This is a genomic window from Caballeronia sp. LZ003 (assembly GCF_031451465.1).
In the GTDB taxonomy this organism is placed as follows: Bacteria; Pseudomonadota; Gammaproteobacteria; order Burkholderiales; family Burkholderiaceae; genus Caballeronia.
The window spans coordinates 1-8,295 of sequence record NZ_JARUXJ010000258.1 but is presented as its reverse complement, the minus strand read 5'-3'; the positions used below and the strand labels follow the sequence as shown (position 1 = coordinate 8,295).

Here is an 8,295-nt window from a genome sequence, read left to right as displayed (position 1 = left end):
AGCAGACCTTCCGGAAGGGCAGGCAGCGGCCCTCGGGCCGCTGCCTGAGAAGCGACGGTGCGTTTCTTCTTCATCGGCATATCCATGACTTTTACCTCTAATAATATGCCTCGCCCACAGAATTACGGATAGGTCCGCCTACTCGGCAGCAAACGAAAAAACAGTCCGGCCTTCATTCACGACGATTTCTCAGCTGCCCACGCGGCAGCAAGCAATAGCTAGCTCAAACTGGCACGCACTTCTAGTTTCTCAGCTGCCTACGCGGCAGCAAACTTCCGACGCACGCGGCTTGTGGAACGCCGATCATTTCTCAGCTGCCTACACGGCAGCAAACAGCTTCGACCAATTGATTCATGAAGGTACCTGTTTCTCAGCTGCCTACGCGGCAGCAAACGTTTGCCAGAATCCAGATGCGCTCTCGCAGATTTCTCAGCTGCCTACGCGGCAGCAAACGCCGACATCTCGCAGCCATCGAGGCGTTCGAATTTCTCAGCTGCCTACGCGGCAGCAAACGTTATGAAGCGGACCGCATGCGTTGGATGATCTTTCTCAGCTGCCTACGCGGCAGCAAACTGCATGGCGTGCGTGCCGTGCATCGCGCTGATTTTCTCAGCTGCCTACGCGGCAGCAAACGCAAGCGTCGACAAGATGCGCGAGCGGCTTCATTTCTCAGCTGCCTACGCGGCAGCAAACGTCAGATGAAACGATCGCCGATTTGCTCAAAATTTCTCAGCTGCCTACGCGGCAGCAAACTTTCCAAGGGGCTCTAAGGCGGTGTGCCCGATTTTCTCAGCTGCCTACGCGGCAGCAAACGTTGTTATTGCGCCGGCTGCAGCAATCGGACCTTTCTCAGCTGCCTACGCGGCAGCAAACGCGGCGAGCCGCCGCCGTTCGATTACTCGCACTTTCTCAGCTGCCTACGCGGCAGCAAACACATCCAACGGTTTGGTGCGGTGCCCACGGCCTTTCTCAGCTGCCTACGCGGCAGCAAACGTGTACATGCTGCTGCTAAGCGCCCGCAAGCCTTTCTCAGCTGCCTACGCGGCAGCAAACAACAGATTGGTACGGCAGGACAGCGGGCGATATTTTCTCAGCTGCCTACGCGGCAGCAAACGCGCAAAACAATCACGCTCGATCCGGGGCAATTTTCTCAGCTGCCTACGCGGCAGCAAACGCTATAAAGCCGATGTTACGCCGGCGAAGGAATTTCTCAGCTGCCTACGCGGCAGCAAACGCTTCATGCGGGTCCGCGCTGCTCACGTTGATTTTCTCAGCTGCCTACGCGGCAGCAAACATGGTGCTGACGAGCGCGCTGCTGGCCGGGCTTTTCTCAGCTGCCTACGCGGCAGCAAACGATGTCGCCATAGGCGTTGCCGTAAATGTCTCTTTCTCAGCTGCCTACGCGGCAGCAAACGTCTTTGTCCCGTCGCGATTACATCGCTGCAGTTTCTCAGCTGCCTACGCGGCAGCAAACAAGCCTTTGCCGTCTGTCTCACTCACGAGGCATTTCTCAGCTGCCTACGCGGCAGCAAACTCCGGATCTATGCGCTCGACGAGCGCGGTCTCTTTCTCAGCTGCCTACGCGGCAGCAAACGACGCAGCTAACCGCGCATCCACCGAAACGAATTTCTCAGCTGCCTACGCGGCAGCAAACCGAACATAACGGCGAGAACATCATGCAAATTTTTTCTCAGCTGCCTACGCGGCAGCAAACATCATGGGCTTCAACGTCTACTTCTCGGACATTTTCTCAGCTGCCTACGCGGCAGCAAACGAGCGCAAACTTGAGCGAAGCGAATTTCAGCCTTTCTCAGCTGCCTACGCGGCAGCAAACTACTCGATAAGAACGGCACACTTGAGTTGAACTTTCTCAGCTGCCTACGCGGCAGCAAACATGTGTCGCAATCATTAGCACTTCTTCCCGTCTTTCTCAGCTGCCTACGCGGCAGCAAACTCGTGTCGCCTGCTTTTGCGACTTTTGTAGCTTTTCTCAGCTGCCTACGCGGCAGCAAACCGATGCTATGGGTCTGTCTGCTGAAAGAGGGCTTTCTCAGCTGCCTACGCGGCAGCAAACATCGGCGTGTGGTCGTATGCCCTTCGGCTCGCTTTTCTCAGCTGCCTACGCGGCAGCAAACGTCGTCGTGCCGATTACCGCTGAAGTCGTGGCTTTCTCAGCTGCCTACGCGGCAGCAAACCATCGACTTGCGGTGTCGTCGACGTCCGAGGCGTTTCTCAGCTGCCTACGCGGCAGCAAACATCGATGAGTTTGTCTCGGGCATGTTCCGCTCTTTCTCAGCTGCCTACGCGGCAGCAAACGATGCTTTCGAAGCTGCATTCCGATAAGCGACTTTCTCAGCTGCCTACGCGGCAGCAAACCCGACAAGCCCGCCACGTAGCAAACTCACGAGTTTCTCAGCTGCCTACGCGGCAGCAAACACGCCGAGCCAGTTCGAGAGCTGTTGCAGCACTTTCTCAGCTGCCTACGCGGCAGCAAACTAGACGATCCAACCGCTATCCTCTTGATCCGTAAAAGAAAGACGCCACTACAGCCCAAGCCCCCTAATTCTAAAGCCCAACCCTAAGTCATTGATAATTCAAGCAACGAAGAACCGCCTTAAAAAAGGGTAACGCGCAACTACAAACAGCGGACCGGCGTACACACCACCTCAAACCGCGTACCCCGCTCCGCCGCGAAAGATTCTATCCCGCCGACAAGCAAATCGAAGCCCACTTCCTTATTCGATCTCATATCGCATCGCCCGCCGGTTCGCATCACAAAGCGACGATCCCAGCAGAAACAACAAGTCGGCATCCGCACTCCGACCACCAGCGTTTGCAGCCGCAAACACGCAACCTTGGGCGTCAAAGATGAATAATCCTATGCCAACTTCCATAGCGTCGCGCGCTCTTGACCGCCTCGTCTTCTGACTGACGCCGTCGATCACCAACTTGCCGCCGTCATCTCGAATACAACACACGCACATCAACTAGTGGCATCCCAACGAATGCCACAGACAAGCGCACCGGCAAGCCGCGTCTAATGTACAAAAACATAGCGCCGTCGAATAAATGGCATGACCGTTGGTATAGTCAGCCTCTCCTGATTTTTGCATCGGAGATCGATTAACCATGTTCAAGCTTCTTACTGCGCTATTTGCCGGCGTCTTCTTGTTGACTGCCTGCGCGCAGCCATCGTCATCGGCTGCGGGCGCAACGTTGGATCAACCTGCTTCGCGGATAGGACTGGCCAATCCGGCTTCCGTCAACTGCACTCGCCAAGGCGGGACGCTTCAAATCGTCGATACCGTCAATGGCCAGGTCGGCATGTGCCATTTCCCTGGGGGTCAGTCCTGCGAGGAATGGGCGCTACTTCGCGGCCAATGCTCGCCCGGTCAGAAATAACGCTGTACACACCGTGTATCGCAATAGGTCAGCAATCAGCGTCAGTTCGCAAGATGCGCTGAATCGAACAAAAGCTGCGCGTATCGGGCGATGACATTCGACACTGCATGCGCCAACGCAACCGCCTGCTTACGAACCCACTGCCGGACGATTTAGCATCTTCGAATCACGTTCGCAAGAACTTTGCGACTGTCATGAAACGTATTCGATGCCGTGACTTTTCTTGACCAATTAGATTGCGCTCCAATGCGAAAATCGCTCGCGCAGTAAAGGGCAATTGGCGCTCAAGAACTTCATTTAGAAAAAAGAAAATGATCAAATTTTCAAAGCTCGCATTCATTGCGGCTACCGCGGTTATCACCGCATCAGCTTCAGCGCAGTCCGTACCGGCCACACGACAAGCCGTGAACGACAACTGGGTGAACGGTACGGGCGAGTACGTGTGGACGAACGGCACGAACGAACTCTGCTGGCGCGACGCATTTTGGACCCCGGCTACGGCCAACGCAAAATGCGATGGGGCGCTGGTGTTAGCAGCCGTGCCACAGAGACCGACCGATGCACCGCCTAATACAGCGCCTATTATTGGGAACACCAGATATAGCTATCAGGCTGACGCGCTGTTCGACTTCGACAAGGCAGTTCTGAAGCCCGCTGGCAAGAGCGCGCTCGACGATCTCGCGACGAAACTCGGCACGGTGAATCTGGAAGTGGTGGTTGCTACCGGCTACACCGACCGCCTTGGTTCGGACAAGTACAACAATCGTCTGTCGTTGCGTCGCGCGCAAGCTGTCAAGGCTTACCTCGTCAGCAAGGGCATCGACGCCAGCCATATCTACGCGGAAAGCAAGGGCAAGCGCAACCCGGTCACCACGGGCTGCAACCAGAAGAACCGCAAGCAACTTATCGCCTGCCTCGCGCCGGATCGTCGCGTGGAAGTCGAAGTGGTTGGCACGCAGCGTCAGACGCAGCAGTAAGGGTTAGTCCATTTCAGATGCACATTGATAAGTACGACCGTGTGAGCAGTACATCGCCACGCTGCCGCCAGTGCTGCATCTGACTTGCTTGTTATCTTTCGCTGGAATCTTGGCAGGCCGGCAATCCCCAAGGCACGGGATTATCTCGGCCCATTAGGGATAACGAAGAAAGTGAATCTCGACGAATGCAGCGCACTCGTCGCCGATTTCGTTCAATAGCTTTTCGCCCGTCGAAGAGCGTTTGAACAGACGCGATTTCAAAGACTCTTGAATCGCAACAAGCTCGAAGCGTAAGTGCTTCTTACACCAGGCTAGCGACAACCACCATTGGTGGGCACTTCGTCGCCATCCAACGACACACTGCGAACCAGCTGTCAAAACGAAACTGCCCGGCTTTCACCGGGCAGTCTTCGTCATCTACACAATCTCACTACTTCGCCAGAAACTCGATGCGGCGATTATGAAAGCGGCCGCTTTCGGTATCGTTGCTATCGACAGGCGTCGCTTCGCCATAGCCTTGCGCGTTCAGCATCGATCCCGACACGCCGTGTGCGACGAGATATGAGCGCACTGCTTGCGCACGCTGACGTGACAGTGCCAGGTTCATCGCCGGCGTGCCCACGTTGTCCGAATAGCCCGCCACTTCGAGTTGGACGGCCTTGTTGCTCTTCGCGCACGTCTTCAGCACCTTCGCCGACTGACGCAGATCTTCTGCTGCCGTGACCGGCACCATCGACTTGCCCGTCGCGAAATTGATGACTTGCAGGTTCAGCAGCTTCGCCACGTCGGCATTCGCGCACGATGCGTTCGCGCCAAAGAAGCCCTTCACCGCATCACGGAATGACTGCGTCGCGCTCGCGACGGCCTGCTGCACGTTGAACACACTAATGTCGTAGCCCGAGCCGAACAGCGCCTTGAGCTTATCGAGCCAGCCTGCCTTCACATCGGCAACCGAACCGCCCAGTTCGACGTGCGACCCGACGACCTTCACTTCGGCGCCCGGCACGGCCATCAGCGGCAGGAGGCCGTCGAGGTGAGTCAGCCAGTCTGCCGGCTTCGTTGCCGGGTCGACAGTGATGTTGGCTGTGAACTTGCCTTCGCCGAATTTCTTCGTCAGGGCGTCGAGCAACTGCGCCTTCTCGGCTTCGCTGCCAACCGTCGCCGTGACCGTCGGCATCCCGGTAATATCGACCGTGAACGACACGCGCGCGTCCTGCGTCGCCGCGGCCGCCGACGCTGCAACGGCAGCCAAAGCGTCCGAGGCGTTCGCTACGAAGGCGGCCGAAGCATCAACCGGTGCAGACGCAACGGCGGGAGTCGAAGCAACGGCCGCGTTACTGGCCGGTTCAGGGCGTGCAACCGGCGCAGTCGAGCTTTCGCTGTTGCACGAACGCAGCGCGAAAATTGCGAGCACGAGCGCGGCAAGCGCGAGCAACCACCACAGCCACGCATGCGAGCGCTTGTGCGTCGGCTTTTTGCGTTCTTGTTTAACTTGCGCCAGGATGGTTCGGGCCGGCAGCGGAGCCGGTTCGGATTGCGGATGCTCGAAATGTGCCGACACATCCTTGAGCTTCGACAGAATTGCCGCGCCGAACGTGGTCACGGTCCCAAGTCCGAGCACGCTCGCGATGTGATCCGTCAGGTGCGCATGAACCTCCGGCAACTGATGCCCGAGCAGCGTAGGCAGTTGCCCGACCGACCCACGCGCTTGGGTGAAGTGCTGCTTCAGGATGCCCATCAAGGCTGCACCGACCACGCCGCACAACGAAAGGCTCGCCGATGGCGACGTGCCGCAATGCCGCGCAATGGCTTCGGCCAGTGCGTTGGTGTCCGCACCCGTCGCCTTGCCGATCATTTCGCGACCGCCGGCTTCGAATGCCGCCAGCTTCGCCGGGCTTGCGATCGACTGAGAGATCTGGCTGGCAATCTGACCGTTCGCCTCGGGCGACACGATCGCCGCAAAAACGTGACGCGCACCTTCGGTCGTGCTGGCGCGGTTTGTAAGGGCCGCGACGAGCGCCGGGGCTGCTTTACTCGTTACCTGGCTTATTAGGTCAGGCTCGATTCCGAGTTCTGCGGAAAGAGTCTTGATGACGTCGCCGTTCAAGACCGTTTCCAGGATTTGAAAAATATTGATGCTCATTGCAAATAACCTTGAAGTGCAAACTACTTGATATACAGACGTGACACTTGACACGTCCTTAATACGTCTCCGCTATTTTTTAAGATGTCGGATTGCGAGTGAAATCGCTGGGGCTGAATCAATGGGAAGCGTAAGTACGACTTGGCGACTAGGCGGCCTCTTGGCTTCTGGCAAAGCCAACCACATGATTTAGTGACTAAAATTAATGGCGATCCGGATGCGGCTTGAAACTTTTATATTGCGATTCGAGGAGCATGCGGGTAAATCGAATGACTGACTCGTGAGGAGTCGAGTCCTTGATTGCGATTCGACAACTATCGACATCTCTCTGACAGCGCGCGGATTATACACACCGTCGGGAGAAGGCGGTCTGGCAGCATTGGACCCGAAAATCCTCAATGTAATGGTGCGCCTTGCTTTCAGCCATCAATGTCGTAAATCCTGCGTTTTATCGTGTTTTTAAGAATTCGAGCCGGACGCGCATTTTTCTCAAATTTCTCTGACTTGTCTGATAGGGGTAGAGCCGACGCATCCGTACTATCTCAAAAACGCGTGCTAATTGCTGGGAGAAAGAGATGGCTTCAATCAAATCGGGCTCGAAAAACGATCTGTATATCGTGATGCGGCGCGGCGCGCTGCGCACGATCGTTGGCTCCGCGGGCTCGGCGGTCGCGTTTGCGCTGGCCGCCGGCCTCGCGCTCGGGCACTACGGTCTCCAGCCGCTACATGCTCGCCACGGGTCCGAAGGGTCTTCCATTGCCGACGCTGCCCCAGCGCAATCTCCCTATGCGGCCGCCGAATTCACGCGGCTGCAGGCCGCTAGTGCTTCGCTGAATGCGCGCGCCGAGCGCCTCACCAATCAGCTGGACAGTTTGAGCGCATTGAACCAGCGCCTGCGCGCGCAGCCGCGTGCGCCTGCCATCCGGGCGGCGGCGACATCGACGCGCCGGTCTGGCAGCGATGCGGCGGGCGGTCCCGAACTGCCGCCACGGCCTTGTCGAACGAGCGAGGTGCAGGCGGATGCGCAAGTCATCCGTGGCGAACTCGACTGCGTCTCGGCGACACTTACGACGCTCGAACAGCGCGCGGCACGGCACGAAACGGCGTGGGAGGCTTTTCCGGACCGCCGTCCGCTCGTGCTGGGGCGCACCAGTTCGCCGTTTGGCAACCGCCTGGACCCTTTCACGCACCACCTCAGTTTCCACCCCGGCATGGACCTGGTCGCGCCGACGGGCACAGCGATCCTCGCGGCCGCCGGCGGTCGCGTGATCCACGCCGGACCGATGCCAGGTTACGGCAACGCGGTCGAGATCGATCATGGGAACGGCATTTTCACGCTCTACGGTCACGCATCGAAGGTCGAGGTGCGCGTCGGGCAGAAGGTGCTGCCGCGCGAACCGATCGCCAAGGTTGGTTCTACCGGTCGCTCGACGGGTCCGCATCTTCATTTCGAGGTCCGGGTGCATGGCGAACCGGTCAACCCGGCGGACTATCTTTCGCTGTCTTCGAGCAACGCGGATGCATGAGGTGATGGGCGCGTTGACGGCTTGTCTGCGGGGATTGCGAGTTGTCGGAACGAGTAAGGTGGAGTAGCCCCTTGAATCTCAGGACACGAGACACCCCTTAAAATAAGAGGGAATCTTGTGACTAGTTTCAAGCCTAGGCAAATCGTGGAAAGCATTGAAGTTCTGACCGAGCCGGAGCGCCGTCGTCGACGTTCGGTCCAGGAGAAGGTGGCCATCGTGCAGGAAACCCTGGAGCCGGGAGCAACGG

At 57.8% G+C, this 8,295-nt stretch carries 5 protein-coding genes, 1 pseudogene and 1 CRISPR repeat array; of the genes and pseudogenes, 4 read left to right on the top strand and 2 right to left on the bottom strand.

Going from position 1 to position 8,295, the window contains the following annotated elements:
- Positions 1-185 precede the first annotated feature (185 nt).
- Positions 186-2,496: direct repeats of the CRISPR family, unit length 28 nt; unit sequence TTTCTCAGCTGCCTACGCGGCAGCAAAC.
- Positions 2,497-3,129: 633 nt separating this feature from the next.
- Entirely contained in the window at positions 3,130-3,402 is a 273-nt protein-coding gene (locus QCE79_RS38390) for a DUF333 domain-containing protein (RefSeq protein ID WP_309854182.1), read from the top strand.
- Between the two features lie 166 nt (positions 3,403-3,568).
- Here QCE79_RS38390 and QCE79_RS38385 read toward each other — a convergent pair whose 3' ends face one another.
- Positions 3,569-3,796 carry a hypothetical protein gene (locus QCE79_RS38385; RefSeq protein ID WP_309854184.1) on the bottom strand — a complete coding sequence of 76 codons (228 nt, stop codon included), beginning with the start codon at positions 3,794-3,796 and terminating at the stop codon, positions 3,569-3,571.
- Between QCE79_RS38385 and ompA the strand changes: the two genes are divergently transcribed.
- The gene (gene ompA, locus QCE79_RS38380) at positions 3,714-4,379 is read left to right on the top strand and encodes an outer membrane protein OmpA (RefSeq protein ID WP_250466527.1); all 666 of its coding nucleotides are present in this window, start codon (positions 3,714-3,716) and stop codon (positions 4,377-4,379) included. The two genes, QCE79_RS38385 and ompA, sit on opposite strands and share 83 nt — an antisense overlap.
- A gap of 430 nt (positions 4,380-4,809) precedes the next feature.
- On the opposite strand, the gene QCE79_RS38375 is transcribed toward ompA, so the two are convergent.
- On the bottom strand, positions 4,810-6,522 hold the full coding sequence (locus tag QCE79_RS38375; RefSeq protein ID WP_309854179.1) for an OmpA family protein: 1,713 nt from the start codon (positions 6,520-6,522) through the stop codon (positions 4,810-4,812).
- Positions 6,523-7,097: 575 nt separating this feature from the next.
- On the opposite strand from QCE79_RS38375, the gene QCE79_RS38370 reads away from it, so the two are divergent.
- Both QCE79_RS38370 and QCE79_RS38365 read left to right on the top strand, forming a co-directional pair.
- Positions 7,098-8,048: a M23 family metallopeptidase gene (locus tag QCE79_RS38370; protein WP_309854176.1), complete on the top strand. Its 951-nt coding sequence runs from the start codon at positions 7,098-7,100 to the stop codon at positions 8,046-8,048.
- A gap of 117 nt (positions 8,049-8,165) precedes the next feature.
- Positions 8,166-8,295 (top strand): annotated as a pseudogene (locus tag QCE79_RS38365) (IS3 family transposase); the annotation flags it as partial.

What these genes read in the sequence shown, in the direction of transcription:
- QCE79_RS38390 (WP_309854182.1), top strand. Translation starts at nt 3,130, where the DNA reads ATGTTCAAGCTTCTTACTGCGCTATTTGCCGGCGTCTTCTTGTTGACT.
- ompA (WP_250466527.1), top strand. Translation starts at nt 3,714, where the DNA reads ATGATCAAATTTTCAAAGCTCGCATTCATTGCGGCTACCGCGGTTATC.
- QCE79_RS38375 (WP_309854179.1), bottom strand. Translation starts at nt 6,522, where the DNA reads ATGAGCATCAATATTTTTCAAATCCTGGAAACGGTCTTGAACGGCGAC.
- QCE79_RS38370 (WP_309854176.1), top strand. Translation starts at nt 7,098, where the DNA reads ATGGCTTCAATCAAATCGGGCTCGAAAAACGATCTGTATATCGTGATG.